The organism is Synechocystis sp. FACHB-908, from assembly GCF_014698595.1.
Lineage (GTDB): Bacteria > Cyanobacteriota > Cyanobacteriia > Cyanobacteriales > Microcystaceae > Synechocystis.
Genome location: NZ_JACJTH010000012.1, coordinates 42407 through 69037, shown reverse-complemented (window position 1 = coordinate 69037; position 26631 = coordinate 42407). Strand labels below are relative to the sequence as shown.

The following is a 26631-nucleotide window of genomic DNA, read 5'->3' as shown; positions in this document are numbered from 1 at the left end:
CAGGTACAACAATGTTAGACAAACTATGTTATTTACAGGCTTTCATGTGTGAAAAAATAAGCTATGTACACTGGCTAAGGGAGTTAGCACTAAGGTGATGAATTTGCTTTGCTGTAGGATTATTCTGTCTATTTTTAGGTCGTACATAAGTGCCATTCAACGATTCTGCTATTATTACTATTATTTCTCTTCCTTCTAAAACTTCTAAGATAATATTTAATCTTCTTTTTTCTAATTCTTTTAATTCCCAAGGAGAATCTGTCATAAAATGCAGTAGTCCCTGTTCATTTTTCAATCCTAGTGATGATGCTATTGCAGGTAAACTCTTTCTTTTTATATCACTTAATATTCCCACAATGATATATTTAAATGACTCATAAGACCTCACTTCTAGAAATATATCTTTATACAGTTCACTATATGTGTCTACACACTGTACTGTCTTTTTCGCCTCTCTTGTCTTTGTCATTCTCCCTCCGCGCTTTTCAGCCTTTTATCTCCATTTTAATTCCCTCAGTCTGACGGAAGAGGGATACAAAATATCTGTCACCCTTATTGCGAAGCCCAAATCATTTTAGTGGAGATAATTTGGGCTTGATTTTTTCTTTGGAAATGGGCTCTAGCAAGTGCTACCTTGGGCATCAAAAATAGTCCCAAATGACTTATAGCACCTGTTTCCTGAAAAATTAACAGGAATAGTCGTTGAGTAAACATCGGGTTTCAATGTCGCAACACCTTTAATAAATACTTGAATGGGCTGATTAGAAATTGCCAATGGAACATCAATGTGGACAGTCCGACCAAGGGTTATATTTCCGGAACTTTTTACCACTGGTAGATCAACAAAAGCCCCACCTAGATACTGTTTTTGAAAATACATCACCTGCATTTCCGCCACATAACCGGCTTGATTACTAAAACTAATACTTCTCGGCCCAGGCGTTCCACCAGTGAAAAATGTCCCAACTTTAGCAAATCCACGGCTATCACTCAAGGGAACATTATTAGCAATGCCCACTTGCCAGATTGTGCCCGATAAATCCACGTAATTTTTTGTGCCAGGGGAACCAATGTAGGCAATTTCTTTGACTTCCGGCAGTGCTTTTTCCACCGCCGCAATCGCCCCTCCTGTAACAGGTGCCACCGCTGCCAGAGTAATACAACCTGCACCGACTGAAGCCGCACAAACGAATGCACCACCCACGCCTGTCGCCACCCCGGCAAGGGTTCCAGCGGCAATTGTAATTGCTGAATTGGCTATGTCATGGCCAACAATTCTGACAACTGCCACACGGTTTGCCCCCTCAGTACAGGAACTAAACCCCAGTGTCACATCCTTCTTAGTATCTACGGGATTCCCAGTTACTTGATATTTTGAGTAGTCTTTGGCCTCTGTTGCATCTTTGCCGATGAAAACAATCGAGCCGGGGTCATACCAATCTACGTTTACCGAGAAAGCGCCGTTGTTAAATACACACTGTTTACCCGGGATTAATGTCTGGGCCTGGACTGAGGATGGTAGCAGCAATGGTAATGTGAACGTGGAAGCAAGTAAGCTTAGAACCGCTAATTTAACCGACATAATCCTTTCCTTCTAATTTTTGTTGAGGCAAATACTGTTTTTGTAGCATCCAAAAATTTTTGCCACACCCAAAAATTGAGCTTAGTCAACAAAGGATTGTCGGTTGATTTGGCTGAAAATTAGTTATGACAGGCATTTTGAGAAATCTATAATCATTCTACACACGTCATACTCTTATTTAAGGTATAAAAGCTCACTTTTTCGGCAATTTTCATTATGGAAATTTAGCTGTTCTTGAGAGAGACTAATTTTGCCATTTCATTAGGATGAAGAATCAGAGCATCACTTTCTGAATGTACAATGAAGGGTTGGGAATACCTTACCAAACAGATCGCCCAGAAGATAAGCCATGGTTGCACAAATCGATTCACAACAACAGTATGAACAGGCCACCCAGGCGATCGCCAAGGAACTATTAGCCCAGACCAGGGAGAAAAGATCGCTGTGGGACAAAATTGGCGATAATCTGCGGCTCGATGACAAGTTGCTGGATTGGACCATGGGTCATCCTGGATTGCGGGTGCAATTGTTCAAATTTATCGACTGTCTGCCAGCGTTGCAGAGTAACAGTGAGATTGCCAACCATCTCCAGCAGTATATGAGCGAAGAGGAGGTGGAATTACCAGAAGCACTGAAAAAATTGTTGAATTTTGCCGATGCCCACTCGACGCCGGCCCAGATTGCAGCGGGAACGGTGAGTAAAGCGACGGAACAGTTGGCTTTTAAATACATTGCTGGGGAAACGATCGCCCAGGTGATCAAAACAGTGGAACGGCTCCGCAAGGAAAAAATGGGCTTTACCATTGATTTACTGGGGGAAGCGGTAATTACGGAATCGGAGGCGGCGGAATATTGGCAAAATTATTTGGACCTGATGGCCCAGTTATCCCAGCAAGCCAAATCCTGGTCGAAGGTGCCCCAAATTGATCAGGCAGACGGGGAAATATTGCCCCAGGTGCAGGTATCGGTAAAGTTAACGGCTTTTTATTCCCAGTTTGATCCCCTGGACCCCGCAGGTAGTAAAGCCAAGGTTTGTGAGCGGATTCGGGAATTGTTGCGGCGAGCCCAAGAATTAGGTGTCGCTGTTCACTTTGACATGGAGCAGTACCACTACAAAGACCTGATTTTAAATATTCTCAAGGAATTGTTAGTGGAAGAAGAGTTCCGCTCCCGCACCGATGTGGGCATTACCATGCAGGCCTATCTGCGGGATTCGACCGAAGATTTGGAAGCATTAATTCCCTGGGCTAAACATCGGGGTTATCCCGTGACTGTGCGCTTGGTGAAAGGAGCCTATTGGGATCAAGAAACCATCAAAGCCCAACAGAATCATTGGCAAATTCCGGTTTATGTGGAAAAAGCCCAAACCGATGCCAACTACGAGCGCATGACTCGGCTATTACTGGAAAACCACGAATATTTGTACGCCGCCATTGGTAGTCATAATGTCCGTTCCCAAGCCCTGGCCTGTGCGATCGCCGAAGAGTTGAATATTCCCAAACGTCGTTATGAAATGCAGATTCTTTACGGCATGGGAGAACCCCTGGCCCGGGCCATTGTTAAACGGGGTCATCGGGTGCGGGTCTATGCACCCTACGGTCGGCTGTTACCGGGGATGGCTTATTTAATCCGACGCTTATTGGAAAATACTGCTAACAGTTCTTTTCTACGCCAAAACCTAGAAGAGCGGCCCATTGAAGAATTAATTGCTCCGCCCCAAGTTAAAGGCATTAATGACCTACCCACCAAGGGTTATGGCAACGCTCCCGACACCGATTACGCCGATGCTGATTTACGCCAGCAAGCATTTCAAGCCCTAACCAGGGTTAAACAACAATTGGGCAAAACCTATCTGCCCTACATTAACGGCGAGTACGTGGAAACGGCTAACTACATTGATTCCGTTAATCCCTGTCGTCCATCCCAGGCGATCGGGAAAGTGGGGTTAATCAGTGTTGAACAGGCAGACCATGCCCTGGAAATAGCCAAGGCTGCGTTTCCTGCTTGGAAAAAAACTCCAGTACGGGAACGGTGTGGCATTCTCCGCAAAGCGGCAGACATTATGGAAGAGCGTCGCCATGAGTTAAACGCCTGGATTTGTTTGGAAGTGGGCAAAATTATTCCCCAAGCTGATGCGGAGGTGTCCGAGGCGATCGATTTTTGTCGCTACTATGCCGATGAAATGGAACGGCTAGACCAAGGCGTTAACCTCGATATTCCCGGTGAAACCAACCGTTATTTCTATCAACCCCGGGGCATTGCCCTAGTGATTTCCCCCTGGAATTTCCCCATGGCGATCGCCGTTGGTATGACGGTGGCGGCGTTGGTGACGGGCAATTGTACGTTACTAAAACCAGCGGAAACTTCCACGGTAATTGCGGCTAAAATTGCGGAAATTCTTATTGCAGCGGGGGTTCCCCCTGGGGTCTTCCAATATGTACCTGGTAAGGGGTCGGTGGTGGGTTCCCACATGGTCAATCATCCCGACGTACATTTGATTGCTTTCACTGGCTCCAGGGAAGTGGGCTGTCGCATTTACGCCGATGCCGCTTTGGTACAACCAGGACAAAAACACCTCAAACGGGTAATTGCAGAAATGGGCGGCAAAAACGCCATCATCGTTGATGAAAGTGCGGATCTCGATCAAGCGGTGGCCGGGGCAGTGTATTCCGCCTTTGGTTACACGGGCCAAAAATGTTCTGCCTGTTCCCGGGTGGTGGTGCTTTCCCCCGTACACGATGCCTTTGTGGAGCGGTTTGTAGAGGCAACCCGTTCCCTCAATGTGGGCCCCACCGATGACCCCAGCACCCAGGTTGGTCCGGTAATTGATGCCAAGGCCCAAGCCCGCATTCAGGAATACATCGAACAGGGTAAGGCGGAATGTGAATTGGCGATCGCCTGTGATGCTCCTAGTGAAGGCTATTTCGTCGGTCCCACGGTGTTCAAAAATGTTGACCGCCATGCCACCATTGCCCAGGAGGAAATTTTTGGTCCAGTGGTAACCATTATTCGGGCGGCCAATTTTGACGAAGCGTTGGAAATTGCCAATGGTACCGACTACGCTTTAACGGGGGGTCTCTATTCCCGTACCCCAGATCACATTAATCGTGCCGCGGCGGAGTTTGAAGTAGGCAATCTTTACATCAACCGCACCATCACCGGGGCGATCGTTTCCCGCCAACCTTTTGGGGGGTTCAAAATGTCTGGGGTTGGTTCCAAAGCGGGTGGACCAGATTATTTGTTACAGTTCTTAGAACCACGCCATGTAACGGAGAATATTCAACGGCAAGGATTTGCACCAATTGAGGGGGCAGATCAGTAAATAAGTAAATGAATAAGAAAGGCAAAATTGTACAGGGTTCTTGAGTCATCGGGGTCCTGCTTCAAATTATTACGTATTATAGGGTGTTAGTTGGTTGATTGAAGTTCTCTTTAGTCGCCACTACTACATCGTAGTAATTTCAATAAAAATCCGACAAGACTTCTATTAACCGAGAGACAAGTGATCAATTAAAATTATGGCTTCCGTACCATTTACAGACAGAGAAATGCAGAAAGCATGGCGAAACAATCTCCAGGCATCTACTCATTGTTCACGCACTAATGCCCATAGACTTTTATTATTTTATTCAATAGAATGTGGACTCAAAGCAGTTTTGATGAAACGACAATCTGCATCCTGCACAAGCTTTTGTGATGAAATTACAGAAGCACAGCACAATATTAATAAATTGCTAGACTATTTAAGTGCAGCACCGTCTCTAAAGTTATCAGCATCTCTTCAAATGGAGCCCATTCAAATCAAAGGTAAAAAGATTGAGCGAAAGATAGATGCGGGAAAAATCAATCAGGCGTGGCGATATGGCGGATGCTTGATTGATACTGTCAATAGCAGTTCTTCATTGAGGACAATAGAAGACGATAAACTGGAAAAGCAGTTGATGTGTATATCAGAGTGGATTCGACAGGAGCTAAATTCGTAATGAGATCTTTGAAATATTTGACTTGGCTAGATGTTAAAAGATTTATTCGTAAAATTACTTTCAATGGAGAAAAACTGCCAGATTGTATTAATTCGATTTCATGCTTTTCTGATGCACTAGAAATTGGGATTCCAAATTTGAACTGTATAGAGGCTGCTCAAGGAATTTTAACTAAGTGGTTTCAAGACTGGTATCAGCTAGATCAGAATCTTATTCGCTTAGATCTTGGCGATGCAGCTTTGCCTATTGAGTTTTATGAAAATGAACCTTCACAATTTGATATTTCAGGTTTTATTCGTCCTTTCTGGCAGGAAATTGCATATATAAGCAGTGATTCAGATAGTAATATTGATTTAGTTAAATTAACTTCGAAATTTCATTTTCCAGAAACTGCTTTATCATCGCCAAAGATCATTGCATTTTATTCTTTCAAAGGAGGTGTTGGTAGGACGTTACATTTGGCCTCTTTCTTATTTGCTCTTTTAGAAGCATCTAAAGAACACAATAAAAGAATCACTGTTTTAGTAGTAGATGCGGATTTAGAAGCCCCAGGATTAACCTATTGGGATAAATCAGAAAAACAACGACCTGCAATTTCCTTTATTGACTTTTTGGAAGCTTATCACTACACTCCTATTGATCGTCAAGAAACTATTGTGCTATTAGCAGAAGAGATTAAGAAAACTCCTAGATATGAAGAGGGATCAACCTTTTATTTTTTGCCAGCTTGCTTGAGTAATGAACAACTTTTAGATACTCCAGTCTTACCCGAGCATTTGGCTCGAAGTCCTGAAGGTGAATGGTCTTGTGGAAATGCTCTTCATCAGTTAGGAATAGCATTATCCGCAGATTATGTTCTAATAGATTTGCGGGCAGGCTTAAGCGAAATTTCGAGTCCTATCATTTTTGACCCCAGAATTCAGCGTTTCTTTGTAACGACAGCTACAGAACAATCTACTGCTGGTATGAGCCTCGTTTTAGAGCAAATTAGTCATATTGCTCCCTCTGAAGAAGAGATTAGTAGTGGAAAATTTTATGATCCATCAATAATTATTAGTTTTCTAACTCCTGAATTAAAAAAGCTTTCTGCCTTTGAGAATTCTTTAGAAAAATTCAACTCTGCTTATAATCCTGGTGATCAGTCCGATGATGAAAATTTATATTCTGCAAGATTAGAAATTAAGGAAACAGACTTTACTCAAGAGTTACTTTATGTTAATTCTTGGGAGGAAGCAAAAAATAAATTAGCTTCAACTTCAGTGATGAGAATTGCAAGGGAATGGGCTGCATCTCAATTAACAGAAGACCCTCAGATTTCAAGTGCAGATCTCACAATTGACAATTCTCTAGAATCAGTTCGTAATTTTAGAAAGGTGTGTAAACAGTATGAATTTGCAGAAAGTGGTGAAGGAGAAAGTTTATTAGTCACTGAATCTTTGAAAAATTTAGCAACGACTTTTCGTAATGAATTACCTCGTGTAGTTTCGATTGGAGCTAAGGGAGCTGGAAAAACGTTTATATATGTTCAACTTTCTAGATTAAAATACTGGGAAACATTTCTAAGGCGTGCAACAAGAGACTTAGCTGAAATCGAACCAAGGACTCACATCTTTCCCCTACTTCAGTCAAGTACATTGAGGGATGCGGCAGAAAATATTGTCAGAGAGGCCAGGGCGTCAACTCAGAAAGCTTTGTCTGATTCTATGCTTGAATTTTATCACTCAGATTTTCAGGACAGCATCAAAAGTTTTCTTGAAAAGTCTAGCAGTGAACCAGAGTGGACAAGATTTTGGATTCAGCAAATATCTAAGTCGGTTGGTTTATTACAGAATAATGATTCTTCAAGTTTGCTAATCTTAAACGATTATTTAAAGCAAAAAAATGTTCGCCTTATTTTTTTGTTTGATGGATTAGAGGATATTTTTGCAGAGGCTGTAGTAGATTCAGGGCAACAAATTGCGTTAAGAACGTTAATTAATTTGCCCAAGAGACTAAATGAAATTAGACAGGCTAACTTTGGCTTAATCATTCTTCTGAGACGTGATTTTTTAAGATACTCAGTTACACAAAACCTCGCACAATTTGAAAGCCTTTATAGTCCTTACGACTTATCTTGGGATGCAGACTCATTTTTAAGATTGGCTTATTGGGTTTGTAGTCAAGCTTCTGTGATTGGTGCCAACGAAGAAGTCTTGGATAGTTTGAGTCGAGAAGAACTGGTTACCAGTTTAGAAAATTTATGGGGAAAAAAATTGGGAAAAGATACTGGAAAAGAGGCGCATACCGCGAATTGGATTTATGCAGCATTGTCAGATTTCAAGGGGCGCTTACAAGCGAGGGACATTGTTCGACTCCTCTATCATGCTGCACATATCACTATCGATAGAAGTGGAGAAGTTCAATTTGAGCGTTGGTCTGAAAGCCGTCTTCTGCCGCCTCAAGCAATTAGACGAGCAATAGAGCCTTGCAGCAAAGATAAAGTTAGCGAAGTCAAAGAAGAGTATCCCGAATTTAAAAAATGGGTTGACATTGTAGAAACAGAATACACACCAGAGCAGAAACGTGCACCTTTTACTTTGGATGCGTTATCTATCAACCAAGCAACCATTAGAATGCTGGAAGATATAGGTGTGATTTATGAAGATAGAGGTAAAGATGACATTGCACGTTACTACATGCCGGAGATATATCGGTCAGGTCTTGGGTTTACTCTAGAGAAAGGAGCCAGACCTCGTGTATTAGTCTTGAAACGAAAAGCACTAGGGGCAGATATCTTTTAAATAGAAGACAACTTTTGCAAAACTATTGAAAAACATTTGAATTACATCAAACGAACTGCATTATGAAAATCACCCATACTTCTTGAAAAAAAATTGAAGATCTGATTGAAAACTTAGCTGATTTATACGGAATGTTTACCCAAGATGAAGTACTGGGAATCAGGCAGTGATTGTTTCCCCCTGCAAAAAATCCTGTAGTTGTTGATCGTGGTCGTGACTTAATGCTCCCAACGGTAAATCTTTCACCGCAAAAGCTTTGACCTCGGATACTTCCTGGCGATCGCCAATGAGCAAATCACCTTGCGCTTTAACCACCAGGGAAATGGTGACGGAGTGCATACGGGGATCTCTGTCGGGACTGGAATAGACCCCAAGCAGGCGATCGATTTTTATCAACCGTAAACCGCTTTACCAGGGACCTGGCTCCATCTGTCAGTACATCTCGCAGCGCCACATAATTAGACCGTCCTTCTGCTTGGTGGCCAATCATGTACTTTTTGCCTAAATTTGACCCCCGGATCATCACGTCCGACATAGGAATCCCAATTGAGAACCGACATTCATTAGCTTACTCAACAAACTCCCAACCCTTAACACCCGTAACAAACCGTTACCCCGGACCGACACAATTGATGATTAATCACCCAGGGAAACCACACGATGCAACACTTCATCAATGCCATAGGGACAGGTATCAGGCAGAGCCAAACCCGTTTCCTTAAATCCATCGGCCCGGGCGGCAGGATAAATTTTTGATAGGGATTCATTAATCAAATAGCGTTTTAGGCTAGGACTATCTTTCAAGTAGAGATCGATATTTGCTCTTTCTTACTCTATTGTTCCTTGCCAACTGCGAGAGCGCCGTTTTGGCTGATAATCCCACTTCAGCAAATGATGGACAATCAACCGCAGACTACTCAGAAGGCGATCCCTTTCTCGCTTCGACAAATCCCGTACCTCTTCCACCAAATTTTCAATATCAAGTTCCGTAAATTTACCCGATTGGAGCAAATCGGCCATGGTTTCTGCCCATTGGCTATAGTCTTTTTCATACAGCTGATCGATTTTAATGTTGTCCATGGATGTTTGTGCTTGAATCTTATTTTACAGGGTTATTTCTAACAAAATCTCTAGCTCCAAATGGACCACCACCGCAAACGCTAAGCAGACATACATTCCCGATGAAGAGCATTTTATCTGCGTATCGAGAAACTTTTCCACCTCCGCAAAATCGACAATTTCGTCCGCGCCAACCGAAGAAGCCATTAATGCGGGCTCCCCCTCTTGAAGACCCTTCCGCTTAATCTCCTAATAGAAAAGAAACTGGTTAATATCGGTTTGTTTCAAATCCAGTAACTACATAATCCTCTCCGTGGCCAAATCCTGGAACTTATTCGTCAGTATGGTCTCAATCACACTTGAACGTCGCTTGAATTCTCCCTCCGTCGGCACACTATCTACTATCTAATAAAGCTTTACCCATCGGCTGAGAGTTAAATTTGGTCAGCCAAAGTCTTGATACCAAGATGGAACAAACTTTAAAATTTTTGCCCAGGAATAGTAAAAAGTTAATCTAGAATTAGGGTAGCAGGATTTTTGTCCGTATCCCTCACCATCCATCGCCCATGGCTACCAAGAAAACTTCCCTTTGGCTCTACGACACCACCCTCCGAGACGGGGCCCAAAGGGAGGGAATTTCTTTGTCGTTGACCGATAAATTGACCATTGCCCGCCGTTTGGATCAATTGGGTATTCCCTTTATTGAGGGAGGTTGGCCCGGAGCCAATCCTAAGGATGTGCAGTTTTTTTGGCAATTACAGGAAGAGCCCTTGGAGCAGGCGGAAATTGTGGCCTTTTGCTCCACTCGTCGCCCCCACAAAGCGGTGGAAACAGACAAAATGCTCCAGGCGATTCTCTCTGCTGGAACCCGCTGGGTAACCATTTTTGGCAAGTCCTGGGACCTCCATGTGCTGGAGGGATTACAAACTAGCTTGGCGGAAAATTTAGCTATGATCAGCGACACGATCGCCTATCTACGTAGCCAAGGGCGGCGGGTGATATACGATGCCGAACATTGGTTTGATGGCTATCGAGCTAATCCAGATTATGCCTTGGCAACCTTAGCCACAGCCCAGCAGGCCGGGGCAGAATGGCTCGTGATGTGTGATACCAATGGGGGTACTTTACCGGGGCAAATCAGCGAAATTACCACTAAAGTTCGACGGAGTTTAGGACTGGACGGTCAATCCGATCGTCAACCCCAACTGGGTATCCATGCCCACAACGACAGTGGCACAGCGGTGGCCAATTCCCTCCTGGCGGTGGAGGCTGGAGCGACTATGGTTCAGGGCACCATCAATGGCTACGGAGAGCGCTGTGGCAATGCTAATCTCTGCACTCTGATTCCCAATTTACAACTGAAACTCGATTACGATTGCATTGAACCGGAAAAGCTAGCCCATCTCACTAGTACTAGCCGTTTAATCAGTGAAATAGTCAACCTGGCCCCCGATGACCATGCTCCTTTTGTGGGGCGATCGGCTTTTGCCCATAAGGGCGGAATCCACGTCTCGGCAGTGCAACGTAATCCCTTTACCTATGAGCATATTGCCCCGAATTTGGTTGGTAATGAACGGCGTATTGTGGTGTCAGAACAAGCGGGGTTGAGCAATGTTTTATCTAAAGCGGAGTTATTTGGCATTGCCCTAGATCGTCAGAATCCCGCCTGCCGCACTATTTTGGCAACCCTCAAAGATTTAGAACAGCAAGGTTACCAATTTGAAGCAGCGGAGGCCAGCTTTGAACTGCTTATGCGTCAGGCCATGGGCGATCGCCAACCCCTATTTTTAGTGCAGGGCTTCCAAGTACACTGTGATTTGCTGACCCCGGCGGAAAATCCTGCTTATCGCAATGCCTTAGCCACGGTGAAAGTAACTGTTAATGGGCAAAATATCTTGGAAGTAGCGGAAGGCAATGGCCCCGTCTCGGCCCTAGACCAAGCTCTGCGTAAAGCCTTGACCCGTTTTTATCCCCAAATTGCCGATTTTCACCTGACTGACTACAAAGTACGGATTTTAGATGGAGGGGCCGGCACGTCCGCCAAAACCCGTGTCCTCGTCGAATCCAGCAATGGCGATCGCCGTTGGACCACTGTAGGAGTATCGGGCAATATTTTAGAAGCTTCCTATCAGGCGGTGGTGGAAGGCATTGAATACGGCCTGCGCTTATTAACCTGTGGGCTAACTAATCAAGAGGCGATTTCCAGTTAATATCTGCTTGTTAGAATTTTAAAAAATCTGTTGCTCAAGTTTTAATTTATTCTTCAACATTTTCCGAGATTAAATAAACAAATTAAAGCTTTGTAAACAAAATTTGAACATCATTCAACCCGGCCGTAGTAGGCGATCTTTTGGTGGTCTGGATGTCGTTGATTATATTGCCATGCCCAGAGTTGATCCCCTTGGGAAAAATGCCACCATTCCCCCGGATGCCGCAGAAACCCGGCGCTTTCCATGATGGTATTTAAGAGTTCTCGTCGTCTTTGATATTGCTCAAATTCTTTCCTTTGGCGATCGCTATTCGGTTCCACTGTTTGATAATAATTGGGCAGGGAACGGGCTGATAATTCGTCAATTTCTCCCCCCATATCCACAGGTTGCCCTAAGTCATCCAGCAACGTTATGTCCAGAGCTGCTCCCGTGCTGTGGGGCGGAGGGGTGAGGGGATTATTGTTGGGAACGGCCCAAATTTGATAAACCTGGTGATAAATATTTTCCTTTTGTTCGGGGGTTAAAACTTGGCCTTGTAAGCCATCTCTCGCCACAATTTCGGCAAAAGTGTGATCCACCATAAACTGTTGAACGGCGATCGGGCGGTAAGCATCAAATACTAAAATCTCCCAGCTCGGCTCAATGTCAGCCAAGGTCAACCGAGCCTGATCCAATCTTTTTAAAACTCCAGTACGCAATACGTAAGGCGATCGCCCTTGGTAATCCGCTCCTACTTGTGCGTAGGGATGGGGTTTAAGCGATTTAACGCCTTCAAGATTGATGGGGGCGAGGGGTTCACCACAATCTTGGATGGGAATAGCAAGATAGGGTTTGAGCGGGGTATCAAAGGACATCGAAGCTGAGTTACAGGGGTAAAAACAGTAAATCCCCCAGAATTTGGAGGATTTTAAGCATTCTAACTTGATGGAAGTTTATTCAGCAGTGGCGGGATAAACACTCACTTTGCGGCGGCTTCTGGTTTTATGCTCAAACTTAACCACACCGTCAATCAAAGCGAAAAGGGTGTCATCTTTGCCCCGGCCGACGTTGTTGCCGGGATGAACTTGGGTACCCCGTTGACGCACGATGATGCTGCCAGCGGTAACGGTTTGACCACCGTAGCGTTTGACTCCCAAGCGTTGGGCGTTAGAATCGCGACCGTTCCGGGTACTCCCCGTTCCTTTCTTATGGGCCATGGTTATTAATGTCTCCTGTTAATGGTTAACAAATTTTTTTCAGGCTAGCCAGCGAGTTCTGATTGTACCCGACCTACAATACTAGCCAAATTTGACTGGTTGTTGTCTTAACCAGCCACCACTGGGGTTTTAGCATCCACTTCGAGGGCCTCGGCGATCGCCGTGCCGTTGACGGAGATGGATTTCACCAATAGGCGGGTGAGCTCTTGGCGGTGACCCCGTTTTTTGCGGGTTTTCTTTTTGGGTTGCATTTTGTAGACGATGACTTTGCGACCCCGACGGTGGGAGAGAATTTCCCCTTCTACAGTGGCTCCAGCGACGTAGGGCTGGCCAATGGTGACATTGTCTCCGTCTTTGACTAGCAACACCTTATCGACCACATAGCTGTCTTCCGGTGCGGCGTCGAGGTGGTTAATCTCGTAAAAACGGCCGGGCTCAACCCGAATTTGGGTTCCCCCAATTTCAATAATGGCGTAACTCATAATTTATTTGCGTAAATTGCCGTACAGGTATGCCGCCGTTAAGTTTTCTGGTTTATTTGAGGAACTTGTTAACTCTGCCCCCTAAATCCCCCAACGTTGGGGGACTTTGAAATTGATCCCCCCCAGAATTGGGGGGCTAGGGGGGCATTACAAACAGATCCTAGGGAAACAACAGAAAAATATTAAGCTCTGGCATTTTTGGGTAATGGTTGTCGTAACCTGATCCGAGCGGGATAGTTGACAAGCGATCTTCTATTTTCTAAGTTGCTAGCTATTTTGTCAAACTCATCCTAACTGGTGTTTGCTGGACCGCAATTTGTTCTGCCACCAACTCGGCCATGGCGATCGCCGCCCCGGATTGGCCCCGCACCTGTTGTAATTGTTGACGTATCTGGGTTAACTGTTCAGGATGGTCTAACCAGGGCGTTAATTGACTAGCCACCCCCATTGGCGTTAGATCCCCCATCAATTCCGGCACAATTTCCCGACCAGCCCAGAGATTGGGCCAAGCAAAGAGACGTTTTTTCTTGGCAATGAGGTAATTAATCAGGCGGGTGGATTGTTGTCCCACCCAGGGAATGCGAGCAATTAATCCTGGTAAACCGTCCAAATGCTTCAGCGCTTCCGTGTGTTGGGTAGGCAATAAAATCACCATGGGGATGCCCAAAGCTCCCAGTTGAGCGGTGTTGGCCCCCACAGTGGTTAGGGCGAAGGTCAATTTTTTCAACTCCGTCAGGGCGGGAAATTGGCGACAAATATCAATTCTTAATCCCGTTGCTGCCAACAAATAGGATTCTTGCCCCTCTTTTTCCATTACTTCTATTTCAATATTGCCCATGGAACTAACCAAGGGGTTGGTTTTGACCTGTCCGTAGCTCTGCAATTGCTCCAAATCTACAGTGGGCGCCAAAAAAAGCACAAATCGGCATTGGGGATGGGTTTTCTGTAACTCCACGGCGATCGCCACTTCCAGGGGCACTCCCTGGGTCAGTTTAGTTGCCTTAGAACCGGGCAGGAGACCGATTAAAGGTTTTGCCGATGGACCTACCGGAGCGTCGGCGGCATCAACATCCACCATCAAATCCCCCACGACGGTGGCTTTTGATCGATAAATTTCGGGTAAAGCTTGGCGTACTTGTTCATTCATCACCCCAAAGGCATCAATCCACCGGGGCCAGCGGGCATCCCACTCGGCATAGACCACGGAACGATAGCCCAACCGTTTGGCGATCGCCAGGGCAAAAAACTGATCTCCCCCCAAAAAAAGCACCACCCCTTGGGAATGCCAGGACCATGACTCGGCCGTTTTCCCCCAGAGCAAGAAATTCCAAAAATGTTCACTACTCTGCACCCGGTCCACTTCTGGATAGCTACGCACCACCTCCGCTTCCCTACCCATGGCATGGGGACAGGGGGAAAGCATCACCGAAATCCTCAGGTGGCTGTAGCCCAAAAGTTGACGCAAAGCCTGCACAACAGGACGAACCCAGGTGGTCACTTCCCCTGGGCCATTGGACAGGATTAAAACGTCAACGGGATTGGTTAATACGGGCAAAGTTTGCAAAACAGTAACAACCTAGGAGCCCAATTTGCTGATAATTCTTTGGACAATTTCCACCCCAGTGAAAGCTTGCCAACCAAATAAACCAATCAATGTGATATTTAGGGTGATGTGGGTTAAGCGGGCTGTTTCATTACCCTTTTGCATCCAGGGCACCAACGCCGCCGCCGTAGCGATTAAACCAATCATGGCGAGACCAACGAGTAAGTGGGGACCGACAAACAGCTTGCCATTGTTGATATAGGTAACCGCCATGCCGCCAATGGTCCCCAACACCATTAGGGAAAGTAGGAGAGAGCCGAGGATAAAGTGTTTACCCTTAACATCTTTTTGGAGCAACTCCTTCCGTTTTTCCGGTTCTGCGGAGCGAATTTGTCGGGACTGGAAGCCCAGCCACATGGCGTACACCGAAGTGAAGAACAACGCCCACATCATAATGGGGTGGCCAAATTGGCTATAAATTTTAATCGGTTCAGGAATCTCAAGGGCCAGTAGAGGAAACATCATTTTAATTAAGTTGATGATTGGTCGTAGTTAATACAGCTTGGAAAAAATCTAACTACGGTTGCTTAAAGAAATTTAACACAGCCCATGGTGACAGCGGTTCCTCCCCCGGTTAGGACTTGGCCCATGCTCAACTCAGTTCTAGGGATGCTAGTTCCAACTGTTTGCCATCCATTACTGTTTGGCTAATCTGGTCGCAGTGGGGACAGCGGTAAATCCAATCCTCTGGCTGAAAATTTTCGTGGCAGTGTTGGCAACGACAGGTAACGGGAATTTCTTCAATTTCCAATCTCGCCTCGGCGGCCATGGTATTTTGTCGCACCACTTCAAACGCAAACCGTAGGGCATCGGCCACCACCCCAGACTGTTGCCCCACCCGCAGGGTTAAACGATGGATTTGGCTGGCTCCATGGTCTTCCGCCTGGGCAATGGCGATCGCCAAAGTTTGCTCCATCAGACTAACTTCGTGCATATGATTAACTCTGGGTAGTTCATTTTCCAGACAGGGCAATCCCAGAACAATGCGGCGGAAAACCAAAACTTAGAAGCAAAATCTAGCTATTCTTTAGGGTGCCTGCAGAGGCTTTGATCTGGACAGATCCCACCTCATAGAACTCGGTGTTAGTATTCGGTATTCTCGTTGCTGTTGCTGCTACTTTTAAAAGCTTGTTCAAATCCTAACCTTTGCTCGGCGTTGCGAAGAAAATAGCCACTCATCATGGCGGAGGCTAAAAGACGGCCCAAATTTTCCCGGCTAGTGCTGATGGTTACCCCAAAGTGCTCCGGGGGTAAATTTCCCAACAGACCGATAATGTTGCGCTCCATCACCTGAAACACTTCCTGGGAATCGGGGCGAGATAATTGGGCAATGGTTTCGGGGCTTAATTCTTGAACGTATGTCCACAAACTATCTTTGCCTGGGGCTTCATTGCCAGCGAATAACGGTTGGGGACGTTGGGGTTCATGGGTCACAGTGGATCTCCTCTTCTAGTAATGGAACTCGATTTGGGATTGATTCCGATGGGATAAACACAATGTAACAATTTCAGGAAAAAACCGGAGGGCAAAGAACCGAACTTACCCTGGTGTTGATGCCGCCCATTGTTGTCGCCGAGCTTCGTAGAGCATTACCCCGACGGCGATCGCCACGTTGAGGGATTCCACCTGGGGAGCCTGGGGAATGGCCACTTGATGGGTGGTTAGTTCCAGCACGGGAGCGCTGAGCCCTTGGCCTTCACTACCAAAAATGACTATGGTGGGCCGCTGAAAATCAATTTCCCAGAGAGTTTGGGTTGCCTGGGGAACGGTGGCAATGAGTTGTAATCCCTGGGTGTGAAATTTTTCCAAGAGTGGCGGCAAAGATTGCAGTTGTTGCTGGGGCAAAAGCAAGCTACTACCGGCGGAGGAGCGCAAGACCTTTGGGCTGGTGGGATCAACGCAGTCAGCGGTTAACCAAATTCCTTCCACTCCGGTGGCGGCGGCGGTTCTAAGAATAGTGCCCAGGTTACCTGGATCCTGTAATCTTTCCAGCACTAGGCCTAACCGAGCATGGGGGGGCGGCGATCGCCAAAATTGATCCATGGTTAAAGTTGCTACCACGCCGTCGGGATTAACGGTGCTGGCCATTTTTGCCAAAACTTCCCCACTGACCAAATAACTGTGGACAGACTGGGCCATTAGGCGATCGGCCAAGACGGGATTTTTTTCCTGCCACATTGCGGTGAAACAGCCATGGTTAAAGCCTTTGCCCTGGGCTAAGGCCACTTCGAGCAAATGGGTGCCTTCCAGCAAAAGTTGACCCTGTTGTTTCCGTCCCTTGGTTTGGTGCAGTTGGCGCAATTGTTTAACCAGGGGGTTTTGGGTGCTGGTGATGGAAGCAATGTCACTGGTCAACGGATACACCTTCCTGAATACGCATGGGCAGAAATTGAAGACAAATTAAGCTTATCGTCCCGTGGTGGAAGGTTCGGAAAAACCTAATTTGAAGCTGATTCCACCCAATTTTTAGCCCGGCGGACAGCCTCTTGCCAAACGGAAAAATTTGCCTGGGCATCGGCGGATCCTACTCCTGGTTCAAATACCCGGTCAATGGCCCGATTTTCCACCAAAGCCCGGTAGTCTTGCCAAAATCCCACCGTTAGCCCGGCTCCAAAGGCGGCTCCCTGGGCCGTGGCATCCAACACCGCAGGCCGTTCTACGGGAATGCCTAAAACATCCGCTTGGCATTGCATCAAAAAGTCATTGTTACAGGCTCCTCCATCTACTTTCAGTTGTTGAATGGGGGCGGGACTATCCTGGTTAATGGCCTCCACCACTTCCCGGGCTTGGAAGGCGATCGCCTCTAGAACCGATCTGACTAGATGGGCTTTAGTTACCCCTGCTGTTAAGCCAAGAAAAGCGCCACAGGCATTCATGTCCCAATGGGGAGCCCCCAAACCACTTAGGGCCGGCACAAAGTAAACGCCGCCATTGCTATCCACACTGCGGGCTAGGCTTTCACTGGCCGCCGCTGATTCAATTAAACCCAACTTATCCCGTAGCCATTGCACACAGGAACCAGCAGTGAACATACTTCCTTCCAAGGCGTAATCCCTTGTCAAGCTTTTGTCTCGGTTGGTTTGGGTCCAAGCCACAGTGGAAAGTAAGCGATGTTGGGAACGGGTTACCGTTTGCCCCGTATTCGCCACCAAAAAAGCCCCCGTGCCGTAGGTACATTTCAGCAATCCTGGGCGATCGCAGCCGTGGGCATAGAGGGCCGCCTGTTGGTCACCAAAAATGGCGGTAATGGGAATTTCTACCCCCAGAATTTCCGGGTCGGTAACGCCGAAGTAACTCAAACTAGGTTGCACCTCCGGCATAATCTGGGCGGGAATGGTGAATAAATCCAACAGCTTTTCATCCCAGATGAGGCTGTCTAAATTGAGCACCATAGTACGGCTAGCATTGCTGTGGTCCGTGCGGTGTACTTTACCCCCAGTTAAGTTCCAGAGGGCCCAGCTATCAATGGTGCCCGCCAACAGATTAGCTGGATCGACACTCTTACTCTGTTTAACCCAATCCAATAACCAATGGAGTTTGGTGCCCGAAAAATAGGCATCTAACACGAGGCCGGTGCGCTCATAAATTTCGTCCACGTAGCCCGCCGCGGTTAATTCTCCACAAAAGTGAGCAGTGCGTCGATCCTGCCAGACAATTGCCGGATGGAGGGGTTGGCCAGTGGTCTTATCCCAGAGCAAACACGTTTCCCGTTGCACCGTTAGACCGATCGCCACAATTTGTTGGGGTTGGATAGCGGTTTTTTGCACCACTTCCTGCATGACTGTTTTCGTATCCCGCCAGATTTCCAGGGCATCGTGCTCCACCCAGCCAGCCTTGGGATAGAACTGGGTTAACTCTTTGTAAGCTTGCCCGACAATATTGCCTTCGTAATCAAACAAAATAGCTCGATTGCCGGTGGTGCCCAAATCCAGGGCCATTACATACTGATTATGTTTTGCTGTCATAGACGGTAACCTCCGAAAAATTAATCAAAAAAAATCCTTGCTCTGGTTGGCCCTAGCATTCCTTCTTCGAGCGACTGTTGCGCAAAATCACACCCTGGCCATCCCGCAACTCAAACACCCGTAACGAATCCGCCGTGGAATCCACATTCACCCCCGGGGTGGCGATCGCCACTTCCCATTCCTGCAAATCCAGTTGTAACCAGTCCCCCAAGGTAACAATGGCAGGATCTCCCTCCATATGGGTCACCATCACCACCTTTTCAGGATCATCACTGTGGGCTGTGGCGGGGTTAGTCCTGAGACCATAAAAAAGAGTGTGGTCATTTTCATGGATGCGGTTAAAGCGATCGCCGTCTTGGAGATTGTGGTGTAACCAGGGATGTTGCCGTCGGTAATTGCGCAATGCCAAGTTAAAACGACTTCTTTCTGGGTCCACTTGGTCGAAATGATAGGATACCCGACAAGCTTCGTGGCCATCTTCCATAAAAGCCCTAGCAAATTTTTTCAACTTCGGCACATCCAAACGGGTAACAAATTCCGGTTGTTCGGCATGTTTAAACTGACTGAGTAATTCCAGATCACAGGCCGCCGCGTCCCCATCTTCCTCAGGCTCATAGCCCAAACAATGGCGACAGGCCTTAGCTACCGCTTCGAGCTGAAAATCTTTTTTCACCATGGCATCGGCCACTGCCTTCATAAACCGTTGCAACAGTGCCAAATCTTTAAAACCCAGGGCCTTTAGTTGGGGAAATAGTTGGGGGTGCTGGTATAACTCCGGGGAAATTTGCCAATCGAGAAAACCCGCTTCTTCAAAAGCTACTTTCACGCCATAGCGTTCATCGGTGTTGCGGAAAAACCCCCAGGGACTGTGCATCATGGCATTTAAAAAATCCATCGGTAAGCCCGGGCAAAAACCATAGACCCACAATAAGGTGGCCGGATTGTCGTAGGCATTGTGCAACACTTCCGGCAAAGTTGTGCCCAAATTCCAGTTAATTTCCGAGTTATGGTGGTCAATTTGGTTACCCCGGCGCACCGTATCGTGGTTACCACAGCCAGTGATCCACCGATCGCCTTTGTACATCACCTCACAAACCCGTTCCCATTTCCGTTGCCAAAAACCCTTGAGGGAGGGGGTGTTATGGGCAAAAATTAGGGGACCCCACTGGTAGGATTCCGGCCGCAGCTCAATTAACTCCCTATAGGTGGATTTCTCTTCCCAACCGTCTTCGGGCCAGGGACGGCCATCTTCAAAAATAGTGAACAGTAACCGTTTACAACCTTGGATTTCCTGCACCACATCGCTCATAGCTAATAAATAGGCATCGTCCTGTTCCACCCGTCCCGTGAGGGGATTAAAAAAGCGGAAATCCTGGCCCCCATCCACCCGAATACCGTCGGCTCCGGTATTAATTTTGCGCCGTTGCATTTCCAACAAAATGGCCCGAACAATGGGCAACTGATGGTTCAAATCCTGGCCGTACATATTGGGGCCTTTAAAATATTGCCGATTGAGCAATTCCAACGCCTGGTTATCGGCATGGCCATAGACCAAATCGTAAATTACCTGAATGGGGCCGCTGGGAAAATTGTGCAACGTGGCAATCAAGTCCACCAATTCATCCGGGCGCAAAGTACCTAACACCGCAGGATTAGTGGCTCCGGAACCGAGAATGGGCACGTCATAGCCCCAATTTTGGGTATTGGGTTTGCGGAGGGTAACTTTGATTTTCTCTTCCACCACCACAGCCCCTTCTTCCACTTCTATTTCCTCCACCTCTTCCCCGGCAATGGAGAAAAATTCGTGGTCTTGGTTGAAATCTTCCAGGCGATATTCAATGGTGGGTTCGATGGGCAATAGTTGGATGGCGTCGTAGCCCAAATAATTCTGTTCCGCGTCGCTGAGGGGTTCGTGCCGGAGAATTTTTTCCCCCAGCCGTTGGTAAATTTTAGTGAGTCCCACCAGGGTGCCTTCCGGGGAAGCGGTATTGATGTGGATCTGCAAAATATTGGCCATGGCCCCCACCCGACAAATGGCCGCTTCGCTGTCTTCATCGGGATGCAAATTTTGATCCACAGGAATGGCCGGGTTAAGCACCGCCGCCCGCTGGGCCTTAAGCTGCTCCGGATCAAAGACATTTTCAGGATTTTCTTGGCAATGGTTCAGGGCAGCCGATCGCCGTAAATAATCTAAATCCGCCCGTTCCCTCTGCATTTTTTCCACATCGTACAGTTCCGCTGGGGCAAAAACACCGTAGGGCAGGGAATAGGTCAGGGGATCACGGATGACCAACGTGTTGGACAAAATGGAATCGTAATAGCGCAACCAATAGAAAGAACCAGCTTGATCTCTGGTGCCTGGCCGCATCCCCGACAGCACAGCCCAAACAAATTCCCCCTGTTGCGGCAATTCAATCCTTTCCCAACGAAACAAGCCAGTTTGTTCCGGCGCTTGGAAATCAATCTCCCCCAGGGGCGTAAACACCTCTAGGTAAATTAACTTTTCAGTAAAAGCCCCTTCCCCCGCTAACCGGGGCACCCAAAATCCCACTTGGGTTAGGCCATCCCCTTGGTAATGGCCCCCCAATTTTTTCACCACTTCCCGGGCCGCTTGGAAATAGTTCTCCGGCGATTCCGTGACACTCCGGGCCCAAGCCATTAGTTTTTCTGTTTCTTCTTCGACCAGATGGATACGATTCAATGTTTTCATACTGAAAAATAAGCTCAAAATAAGCTGAAATTGCTGGGGAGTAAGGGATTTTCAACTCTGTCATTGCTGACTTAGGGGGGCAAAAACAATGTCAATCCAGGGATAAATCCAGGCATATTAGTTCACACGTTTATTGTTTATCCCTAGGCGATCGCCGGGGGCAAAGCTCAATGTTATCAAAACTCCATAAAAAAACTGCAAAAATTATCCTGACTGAATGGAAGTCAAAAAGACTGGAAAATGGGATCAAACAACAAGAAAAAATCAATTTACCCTGCCCATGGCAATAGTTTTAAGGTTAACAAAAAAAATAGAATTTACCGCAATCGACGGGTAAATTTCCAGAGGATACCCCCAACTCCAGAAGCAGAAATCTTGCCAGAAAAGCTTTTTCTGTTACTATACTTAACAAGTAACTACTTTTTCCATAGTCCAGGGGCGGCTTTCCAAAAACCAGAGATTGGTGGCTTGCCGCTGCTGTTCTCCTCTGGAGTAAGGGGAAAAGGTAATTAGTGTTACGGCATTTTACTGACGGGTTAAGTAATCTTTAACAAAGATTTATGAGCCGTTACCGTAATTGCCCCCACAGGGGAACGCGATGTCTGTGGACTCGCCCAGGACGTAATCAATTTTTCTGTACCGATATTAGCGGTGAAAAGTTTTATTCAACGTACTAAAATGCCCCGGCGGGAATTAACTTGGGTTCCGGGAAGTCGGGTGCATTAGCCGTACTAGACTAACCCAATAGTTACTTTGTTTGATTCTTGATTTTGGAGACCGCTGATTTTATGAATTCATCCCTTGTGATCCTTTACCACCGTGAGCCCTACGACGAAGTTAGGGAAAATGGCAAAACGGTGTATCGAGAGAAAAAGAGTCCCAACGGGATTTTGCCCACCCTCAAAAGTTTTTTTGCCGATGCGGAACAGAGCACCTGGGTCGCATGGAAACAGGTTTCGCCGAAGCAAAAGGATGATTTTCAGGCGGATATGTCCATTGAAGGCCTTGGCGATCGTTGTACGGTGCGCCGGGTGCCCCTGACGGCGGAGCAGGTAAAAAACTTCTATCACATCACTTCCAAGGAAGCCTTTTGGCCCATTCTCCACTCTTTCCCCTGGCAGTTCACCTACGATTCTTCTGATTGGGATAATTTTCAGCACATTAACCGCTTATTTGCCGAGGCGGCCTGTGCCGATGCCGATGACAATGCATTGTTTTGGGTCCACGACTATAACCTCTGGTTAGCGCCCCTTTACATTCGTCAGCTCAAGCCCAACGCCAAGATTGCCTTTTTCCACCACACCCCCTTCCCCAGCGTTGATATTTTCAATATTTTGCCCTGGCGGGAGGCGATCGTAGAAAGCTTGCTGGCCTGTGATCTCTGTGGTTTTCATATTCCCCGCTACGTAGAAAATTTTGTCGCCGTGGCCCGTAGTCTCAAGCCGGTGGAAATCACCAGACGGGTTGTGGTAGACCAAGCCTTTACCCCCTACGGTACGGCCCTGGCGGAACCGGAACTCACCACCCAGTTGCGTTATGGCGATCGCCTCATTAACCTCGATGCGTTTCCCGTGGGCACCAATCCGGCAAATATCCGGGCGATCGTGGCCAAAGAAAGTGTGCAACAAAAAGTTGCTGAAATTAAACAAGATTTAGGCGGTAAGAGGCTAATTGTTTCCGCTGGGCGGGTGGATTACGTGAAGGGCACCAAGGAAATGTTGATGTGCTATGAACGTCTACTGGAGCGTCGCCCCGAATTGCAGGGGGAAATTAGCCTGGTAGTCCCCGTAGCCAAGGCCGCTGAGGGAATGCGTATTTATCGCAACGCCCAAAACGAAATTGAACGACTGGCAGGGAAAATTAACGGTCGCTTTGCCAAACTGTCCTGGACACCAGTGATGCTGTTCACCTCTCCTTTAGCCTATGAGGAGCTCATTGCCCTGTTCTGTGCCGCCGACATTGCCTGGATCACTCCCCTGCGGGATGGGCTAAACCTGGTGGCTAAGGAGTATGTGGTGGCTAAAAATGGCGAAGAAGGAGTTCTGATCCTCTCGGAATTTGCCGGTTGTGCGGTGGAACTACCCGATGCGGTGTTGACTAACCCCTACGCTTCCAGCCGTATGGACGAATCCATTGACCAGGCCCTGGCCATGGACAAAGACGAACAGAAAAAACGCATGGGGAGAATGTACGCCGCCATTAAGCGTTACGACGTTCAACAATGGGCCAATCACCTACTGCGGGAAGCCTACGCCGATGTGGTACTGGGAGAGCCCCCCCAAATGTAGGCGATCGCCAATGCCAGTTGTGGTCGGCGGATGGTAACCAAATAACCATTGTCCAAACCCCCTAAAAATTGCCCAAAGTTAGAGTTTAGGGGGCTTTTTTCCATTCAATTGCACGATTTATTCCTCATTGGAGCATTACCCAGCCATGCGTAATTTCCCAGAAATCCAAAATACGGCCTATGACCTAATTGTGATTGGGGGAGGCATTAACGGGGTTGGCACGGCCCGGGACGGAGCCCTACGGGGCCTAAAAACCCTCCTGATCGAAAAGGATGATTTCGCCAGTGGTACGAGTAGTTGGTCCACCCGCTTAATCCATGGCGGCCTGCGCTATCTGGAATATTTTGAATTTAATCTGGTGCGGGAATCCCTGCGGGAGCGGGAAGTTCTGCTCCACACCGCCCCCCATTTGGTCCAGCCCCTCCAGTTGACCATTCCGGTGTACGACTGGTCGAGCCGGGCCTATTGGGAAATTCAGGCGGGCATGATTCTTTACGACATCCTCAGTTTTGATAAAACCCTCCCTTCCCATAGGATGTTAAGCCCCCAACAGTTCCAGCAACTGTTCCGAGCGGCGGAGAAAAAAGGCTTAAAAGGAGGAGCCCAATATTTTGACGGCCAGGTGGAATATGCGGAACGGTTAGATTTAGAAGTGACCCTATCGGCCCAAAAGGCCGGGGCGGCCATGCTCAATTATGTGGCTGTGAAGGGGTTGGAGAAAGGGGAAAATAACCTGATTACCGCCATCCATTGCCAGGATCAACTGAGCGGAGAAAAATTTACTGTTAATAGCGCCCAGGCGATCGTCATTAATACCACTGGCCCCTGGGTAGATGAAGTTTGTGGCTTAGCCCATCGAGGGGGAGAACCCGTTGCCATTGTCCAAGAAAGAAAAATTGGTGGCACCAAGGGCAGTCATATTGTGGTGGATCCCTTCCCTGGAGCCCCCGCTTCAGCCTTATATGTGGAAGCGTTTGTGGATAAACGGCCCTATTTCATCATTCCCTGGTTGGGTAAATATCTGATTGGCACCACGGACCACCGCTATGATGGTTCCCTCGACAGGGTTAAAGCCAGTGATGACGAGATTGATTACCTGATTGCGGAAACTAACCGGGTGATGCCAGCAGCTCAGTTAACCAGGCAGGATGTGCGTTTCACCTATTCCGGGGTGCGCCCTCTGCCCTACACCGATGGCAAAAAGGCCGGCAGTATTACCCGCAACCATATTCTTTATGACCATAGTCAAGACGGAGTTAATAATTTGATTTCCCTAATTGGCGGTAAGTTGACCACCTATCGCCAGGTGGGAGAAGAAATGGTGGATAAGGTTTATGGCAAGCTGAGACGCTCTGCTCCTCCCTGTCCAACCCTGACCCAACCTTTACCGGGGGCAGAAGCCTATCCCCTGTCCTTGGAAACTGCCATGGATAAATATGGCAATCATTTGGAGCGTCATTCTATTCAACATTTATTTTGCCTTTACGGAGCCAGGGCTGGAGACATTTTAGCCTTAGTCCACGGAGCGCCGGAGTTGGGGGAAAGGATTATTCCTTCCTTGCCGGATATCAAAGCCCAAGTTGTTTTTGCAGTACAAGCAGAAATGGCCCACACCTTGGTGGATATTTGTCGACGACGTACGGCGATCGCCATGGTGACTAACGATTATGGCTTTAGCGCCCTGGCCGGCATTTGCCAAACGTTAACAGACCATTGTGGCTGGACCCAGGAGCAATGTGACAAGCAAATTCAAAAGTACCATGAATATATGGAGCAAAACTGCATTCCCGACTATTGTCTCCACTGAAAAAAGTTAGGCCAAGCCCCAATTAAATGGGGGAATTGAATCCCAAGTCGGGGGAGAAGCTAGAAAAAAATCCCCCAGCATTGGGGTCACTTTAGTGGGTCAATTGAGAATAGTAACCTGAAACCAGGCAAAGGGCCCTGGCCCTACGCTCCCATGCCAGAATATTGTTTCAAACCCTGTCGCCATAGCCAACGGTTAAGCAGGGCAAATATGCCAATCCAAACACCAATAATTAATAAACTCTTGAAGAAGGGCAAAGGTAAACCCACCAAAGCGGCGGCGGGGAAGTAAACACCGTAGGGGAACGGGGTGAGTAAAACAATTTGCCTTACTGCGTCGGGAAAGGTCTCTAGGGGAGCAATAACGCCCGACAGAAAAATATAAAACAAAAACCAGAGGTCTTGGAGGGCGCTGGCCCGTTCCGTCCAAAAGGCACAGAGGGCAAAGGTGTACTGAATCAAAAAGTACAAGGTAAAGGAACAGACAATGCCAATTAGCCCTTGGATAAAATGCCAGGGATCGGGCAGCCAAAAGGCTTCGGGATAGAGGGAGAAAAAAAGAACAGTCAAAATAGCCAGAATGGGCAGGCGGGTCATTTTTTCGGCCCAGTGGCGGGCTATATGATGCCACACCGGATCTAGGGGTTGCAGTAAACGGAAAGATAAAACTCCTTCCAGCACTTCCTTTTCAAATTCCCAAATTACCCAGATGGTGGTCATCTGGCGCACCACAAAGACAGCAAAAAAATACCGGGCCACCTGGATCGCGTCAAGGGTAAAGTCGCCACTCTCCGCTGCTTTCACCCACACGCCCATCAAAATTAGAGGCAGGGAGCCGGACAAAATCCAAAAGAAAATTTCTGCCCGGTACTCCACCATTTGGGCAAAGTAAACGCTCAACAGCACCCGCAGTTTGTGGGGAAAATGACCCATAAAGTTTTAGTCAAATTACAACTCACCCGCTATC

Annotated in this window: 22 protein-coding genes and 1 pseudogene; 7 read left to right on the top strand and 16 right to left on the bottom strand. The window is 47.3% G+C overall.

The genetic code is table 11. The annotated features are described in order from the left end of the window. Nucleotides 1–61 precede the first annotated feature (61 nt). Complete coding sequence (locus H6G46_RS05280; RefSeq protein ID WP_010872991.1) at nucleotides 62–469, bottom strand: transposase; 408 nt, start codon at nucleotides 467–469, stop codon at nucleotides 62–64. Between the two features lie 150 nt (nucleotides 470–619). Further along, on the bottom strand, nucleotides 620–1582 hold the full coding sequence (locus H6G46_RS05275) for a hypothetical protein (RefSeq protein ID WP_010872990.1): 963 nt from the start codon (nucleotides 1580–1582) through the stop codon (nucleotides 620–622). 349 nt (nucleotides 1583–1931) lie between these two features. Between H6G46_RS05275 and pruA the strand changes: the two genes are divergently transcribed. The 3 genes from pruA (at nucleotide 1932) to H6G46_RS05260 (ending at nucleotide 8345) form a co-directional block, all read left to right on the top strand. Then, entirely contained in the window at nucleotides 1932–4904 is a 2973-nt protein-coding gene (pruA, locus tag H6G46_RS05270) for an L-glutamate gamma-semialdehyde dehydrogenase (RefSeq protein ID WP_010872989.1), read from the top strand. Between the two features lie 196 nt (nucleotides 4905–5100). Beyond that, nucleotides 5101–5565: a hypothetical protein gene (locus tag H6G46_RS05265; protein ID WP_010872988.1), complete on the top strand. Its 465-nt coding sequence runs from the start codon at nucleotides 5101–5103 to the stop codon at nucleotides 5563–5565. 17 nt (nucleotides 5566–5582) lie between these two features. Continuing rightward, nucleotides 5583–8345 carry a ParA family protein gene (locus tag H6G46_RS05260; protein WP_223211268.1) on the top strand — a complete coding sequence of 921 codons (2763 nt, stop codon included), beginning with the start codon at nucleotides 5583–5585 and terminating at the stop codon, nucleotides 8343–8345. 159 nt (nucleotides 8346–8504) lie between these two features. Here H6G46_RS05260 and H6G46_RS05255 read toward each other — a convergent pair whose 3' ends face one another. The 3 genes and pseudogenes from H6G46_RS05255 to H6G46_RS05240 form a co-directional block, all read right to left on the bottom strand. After that, nucleotides 8505–8741, bottom strand: coding sequence for an NUDIX hydrolase (locus H6G46_RS05255; protein ID WP_020862308.1), 237 nt, complete (start codon nucleotides 8739–8741; stop codon nucleotides 8505–8507). A 240-nt stretch (nucleotides 8742–8981) separates the two neighbouring features. Next, nucleotides 8982–9425, bottom strand: a pseudogene (locus H6G46_RS18430) (DUF29 domain-containing protein). A 24-nt stretch (nucleotides 9426–9449) separates the two neighbouring features. Next, a complete protein-coding gene (locus tag H6G46_RS05240; protein WP_010872984.1) occupies nucleotides 9450–9611 on the bottom strand; it encodes an ABC transporter in 162 nt (53 codons plus the stop codon). Between the two features lie 359 nt (nucleotides 9612–9970). Here H6G46_RS05240 and cimA point away from each other — a divergent pair, with 359 nt between their 5' ends. Continuing rightward, on the top strand, nucleotides 9971–11614 hold the full coding sequence (gene cimA / locus H6G46_RS05235) for a citramalate synthase (protein WP_010872983.1): 1644 nt from the start codon (nucleotides 9971–9973) through the stop codon (nucleotides 11612–11614). A gap of 110 nt (nucleotides 11615–11724) precedes the next feature. Here cimA and ddpX read toward each other — a convergent pair whose 3' ends face one another. The 10 genes from ddpX to gghA all read right to left on the bottom strand — a co-directional run bounded on the left by ddpX (nucleotide 11725) and on the right by gghA (nucleotide 21570). After that, nucleotides 11725–12468, bottom strand: a complete 744-nt coding sequence (ddpX, locus tag H6G46_RS05230; RefSeq protein ID WP_010872982.1) for a D-alanyl-D-alanine dipeptidase DdpX — start codon at nucleotides 12466–12468, stop codon at nucleotides 11725–11727. A gap of 78 nt (nucleotides 12469–12546) precedes the next feature. Next, nucleotides 12547–12810, bottom strand: coding sequence for a 50S ribosomal protein L27 (gene rpmA / locus H6G46_RS05225; RefSeq protein ID WP_010872981.1), 264 nt, complete (start codon nucleotides 12808–12810; stop codon nucleotides 12547–12549). A 107-nt stretch (nucleotides 12811–12917) separates the two neighbouring features. Continuing rightward, entirely contained in the window at nucleotides 12918–13292 is a 375-nt protein-coding gene (gene rplU, locus H6G46_RS05220) for a 50S ribosomal protein L21 (protein WP_010872980.1), read from the bottom strand. 271 nt (nucleotides 13293–13563) lie between these two features. Continuing rightward, the gene (locus H6G46_RS05215) at nucleotides 13564–14856 is read right to left on the bottom strand and encodes a hypothetical protein (protein WP_020862311.1); all 1293 of its coding nucleotides are present in this window, start codon (nucleotides 14854–14856) and stop codon (nucleotides 13564–13566) included. Nucleotides 14857–14868: 12 nt separating this feature from the next. Continuing rightward, a complete protein-coding gene (locus tag H6G46_RS05210) occupies nucleotides 14869–15360 on the bottom strand; it encodes a DUF4079 domain-containing protein (RefSeq protein ID WP_010872978.1) in 492 nt (163 codons plus the stop codon). A gap of 127 nt (nucleotides 15361–15487) precedes the next feature. Then, nucleotides 15488–15829, bottom strand: coding sequence for a hydrogenase maturation nickel metallochaperone HypA (gene hypA / locus H6G46_RS05205; protein ID WP_010872977.1), 342 nt, complete (start codon nucleotides 15827–15829; stop codon nucleotides 15488–15490). Between the two features lie 149 nt (nucleotides 15830–15978). Beyond that, entirely contained in the window at nucleotides 15979–16329 is a 351-nt protein-coding gene (locus H6G46_RS05200; RefSeq protein WP_010872976.1) for a DUF760 domain-containing protein, read from the bottom strand. A gap of 105 nt (nucleotides 16330–16434) precedes the next feature. Continuing rightward, entirely contained in the window at nucleotides 16435–17259 is an 825-nt protein-coding gene (locus H6G46_RS05195) for an RNA methyltransferase (protein ID WP_010872975.1), read from the bottom strand. A gap of 74 nt (nucleotides 17260–17333) precedes the next feature. Continuing rightward, nucleotides 17334–18860, bottom strand: a complete 1527-nt coding sequence (gene glpK / locus H6G46_RS05190; protein ID WP_165746142.1) for a glycerol kinase GlpK — start codon at nucleotides 18858–18860, stop codon at nucleotides 17334–17336. Between the two features lie 52 nt (nucleotides 18861–18912). Further along, a complete protein-coding gene (gghA, locus tag H6G46_RS05185; protein WP_010872973.1) occupies nucleotides 18913–21570 on the bottom strand; it encodes a glucosylglycerol hydrolase in 2658 nt (885 codons plus the stop codon). Nucleotides 21571–21810: 240 nt separating this feature from the next. On the opposite strand from gghA, the gene ggpR reads away from it, so the two are divergent. The 3 genes from ggpR (at nucleotide 21811) to glpD (ending at nucleotide 25665) form a co-directional block, all read left to right on the top strand. Then, a complete protein-coding gene (gene ggpR / locus H6G46_RS18620; protein ID WP_041428185.1) occupies nucleotides 21811–22083 on the top strand; it encodes a glucosylglycerol biosynthesis transcriptional repressor GgpR in 273 nt (90 codons plus the stop codon). Nucleotides 22084–22358: 275 nt separating this feature from the next. Then, on the top strand, nucleotides 22359–23858 hold the full coding sequence (gene ggpS, locus H6G46_RS05180; RefSeq protein ID WP_010872972.1) for a glucosylglycerol-phosphate synthase: 1500 nt from the start codon (nucleotides 22359–22361) through the stop codon (nucleotides 23856–23858). Between the two features lie 145 nt (nucleotides 23859–24003). Next, the gene (glpD, locus tag H6G46_RS05175; RefSeq protein ID WP_010872971.1) at nucleotides 24004–25665 is read left to right on the top strand and encodes a glycerol-3-phosphate dehydrogenase; all 1662 of its coding nucleotides are present in this window, start codon (nucleotides 24004–24006) and stop codon (nucleotides 25663–25665) included. A 143-nt stretch (nucleotides 25666–25808) separates the two neighbouring features. Here the strand turns inward: glpD and H6G46_RS05170 are convergent, their stop codons facing one another. Continuing rightward, complete coding sequence (locus tag H6G46_RS05170; RefSeq protein WP_010872970.1) at nucleotides 25809–26597, bottom strand: ABC-2 family transporter protein; 789 nt, start codon at nucleotides 26595–26597, stop codon at nucleotides 25809–25811. Nucleotides 26598–26631: the final 34 nt, after the last annotated feature.

Bases quoted from the DNA above. Each gene is read 5' to 3' on its own strand.
- H6G46_RS05280 (WP_010872991.1), bottom strand. From the start codon at position 469: ATGACAAAGACAAGAGAGGCGAAAAAGACAGTACAGTGTGTAGACACA.
- H6G46_RS05275 (WP_010872990.1), bottom strand. From the start codon at position 1,582: ATGTCGGTTAAATTAGCGGTTCTAAGCTTACTTGCTTCCACGTTCACA.
- pruA (WP_010872989.1), top strand. From the start codon at position 1,932: ATGGTTGCACAAATCGATTCACAACAACAGTATGAACAGGCCACCCAG.
- H6G46_RS05265 (WP_010872988.1), top strand. From the start codon at position 5,101: ATGGCTTCCGTACCATTTACAGACAGAGAAATGCAGAAAGCATGGCGA.
- H6G46_RS05240 (WP_010872984.1), bottom strand. From the start codon at position 9,611: ATGGCTTCTTCGGTTGGCGCGGACGAAATTGTCGATTTTGCGGAGGTG.
- cimA (WP_010872983.1), top strand. From the start codon at position 9,971: ATGGCTACCAAGAAAACTTCCCTTTGGCTCTACGACACCACCCTCCGA.
- ddpX (WP_010872982.1), bottom strand. From the start codon at position 12,468: ATGTCCTTTGATACCCCGCTCAAACCCTATCTTGCTATTCCCATCCAA.
- rpmA (WP_010872981.1), bottom strand. From the start codon at position 12,810: ATGGCCCATAAGAAAGGAACGGGGAGTACCCGGAACGGTCGCGATTCT.
- rplU (WP_010872980.1), bottom strand. From the start codon at position 13,292: ATGAGTTACGCCATTATTGAAATTGGGGGAACCCAAATTCGGGTTGAG.
- H6G46_RS05210 (WP_010872978.1), bottom strand. From the start codon at position 15,360: ATGATGTTTCCTCTACTGGCCCTTGAGATTCCTGAACCGATTAAAATT.
- hypA (WP_010872977.1), bottom strand. From the start codon at position 15,829: ATGCACGAAGTTAGTCTGATGGAGCAAACTTTGGCGATCGCCATTGCC.
- glpK (WP_165746142.1), bottom strand. From the start codon at position 18,860: ATGACAGCAAAACATAATCAGTATGTAATGGCCCTGGATTTGGGCACC.
- gghA (WP_010872973.1), bottom strand. From the start codon at position 21,570: ATGAAAACATTGAATCGTATCCATCTGGTCGAAGAAGAAACAGAAAAA.
- ggpR (WP_041428185.1), top strand. From the start codon at position 21,811: ATGGGATCAAACAACAAGAAAAAATCAATTTACCCTGCCCATGGCAAT.
- ggpS (WP_010872972.1), top strand. From the start codon at position 22,359: ATGAATTCATCCCTTGTGATCCTTTACCACCGTGAGCCCTACGACGAA.
- glpD (WP_010872971.1), top strand. From the start codon at position 24,004: ATGCGTAATTTCCCAGAAATCCAAAATACGGCCTATGACCTAATTGTG.
- H6G46_RS05170 (WP_010872970.1), bottom strand. From the start codon at position 26,597: ATGGGTCATTTTCCCCACAAACTGCGGGTGCTGTTGAGCGTTTACTTT.